The 1,553-nt window shown below is 54.0% G+C and carries 1 rRNA gene; it reads right to left on the reverse strand.

Annotated features, from left to right (window positions below):
* Positions 1-12 precede the first annotated feature (12 nt).
* Positions 13-1,541 (reverse strand): 16S ribosomal RNA (locus QPK29_RS33410).
* Positions 1,542-1,553: the final 12 nt, after the last annotated feature.

The following is a 1,553-nucleotide window of genomic DNA, read 5'->3' on the forward strand; positions in this document are numbered from 1 at the left end:
GTGCCACTCTAGAAAGGAGGTGATCCAGCCGCACCTTCCGATACGGCTACCTTGTTACGACTTCACCCCAGTCACGAATCCTACCGTGGTAAGCGCCCTCCTTGCGGTTAAGCTACCTACTTCTGGTAAAACCCGCTCCCATGGTGTGACGGGCGGTGTGTACAAGACCCGGGAACGTATTCACCGCGACATGCTGATCCGCGATTACTAGCGATTCCAACTTCACGCAGTCGAGTTGCAGACTGCGATCCGGACTACGATACACTTTCTGGGATTAGCTCCCCCTCGCGGGTTGGCGGCCCTCTGTATGTACCATTGTATGACGTGTGAAGCCCTACCCATAAGGGCCATGAGGACTTGACGTCATCCCCACCTTCCTCCGGTTTGTCACCGGCAGTCTCATTAGAGTGCCCTTTCGTAGCAACTAATGACAAGGGTTGCGCTCGTTGCGGGACTTAACCCAACATCTCACGACACGAGCTGACGACAGCCATGCAGCACCTGTGTTCAGGCTCCCTTTCGGGCACCCTCCAATCTCTCGGAGGTTCCTGACATGTCAAGGGTAGGTAAGGTTTTTCGCGTTGCATCGAATTAATCCACATCATCCACCGCTTGTGCGGGTCCCCGTCAATTCCTTTGAGTTTTAATCTTGCGACCGTACTCCCCAGGCGGTCTACTTCACGCGTTAGCTGCGTTACCAAGTCAATTAAGACCCGACAACTAGTAGACATCGTTTAGGGCGTGGACTACCAGGGTATCTAATCCTGTTTGCTCCCCACGCTTTCGTGCATGAGCGTCAATCTTGACCCAGGGGGCTGCCTTCGCCATCGGTGTTCCTCCACATCTCTACGCATTTCACTGCTACACGTGGAATTCTACCCCCCTCTGCCAGATTCAAGCCTTGCAGTCTCCATCGCAATTCCCAGGTTAAGCCCGGGGCTTTCACGACAGACTTACAAAACCGCCTGCGCACGCTTTACGCCCAGTAATTCCGATTAACGCTTGCACCCTACGTATTACCGCGGCTGCTGGCACGTAGTTAGCCGGTGCTTATTCTTCAGGTACCGTCATTAGCCCAGGATATTAGCCTGAGCCGTTTCTTCCCTGACAAAAGAGCTTTACAACCCGAAGGCCTTCTTCACTCACGCGGCATTGCTGGATCAGGCTTGCGCCCATTGTCCAAAATTCCCCACTGCTGCCTCCCGTAGGAGTCTGGGCCGTGTCTCAGTCCCAGTGTGGCTGGTCGTCCTCTCAGACCAGCTACTGATCGTCGCCTTGGTGAGCCTTTACCTCACCAACTAGCTAATCAGATATCGGCCGCTCCAGGAGCATGAGGTCCGAAGATCCCCCACTTTCATCCTTAGATCGTATGCGGTATTAGCGTAACTTTCGCTACGTTATCCCCCACTCTTGGGTACGTTCCGATATATTACTCACCCGTTCGCCACTCGCCGCCAGGTTGCCCCGCGCTGCCGTTCGACTTGCATGTGTAAAGCATGCCGCCAGCGTTCAATCTGAGCCAGGATCAAACTCTTCAGTTTAATCTCTGTTTT

The sequence above is a fragment of the Massilia orientalis genome, from assembly GCF_030411975.2.
Taxonomy (GTDB): domain Bacteria; phylum Pseudomonadota; class Gammaproteobacteria; order Burkholderiales; family Burkholderiaceae_D; genus Telluria; species Telluria orientalis.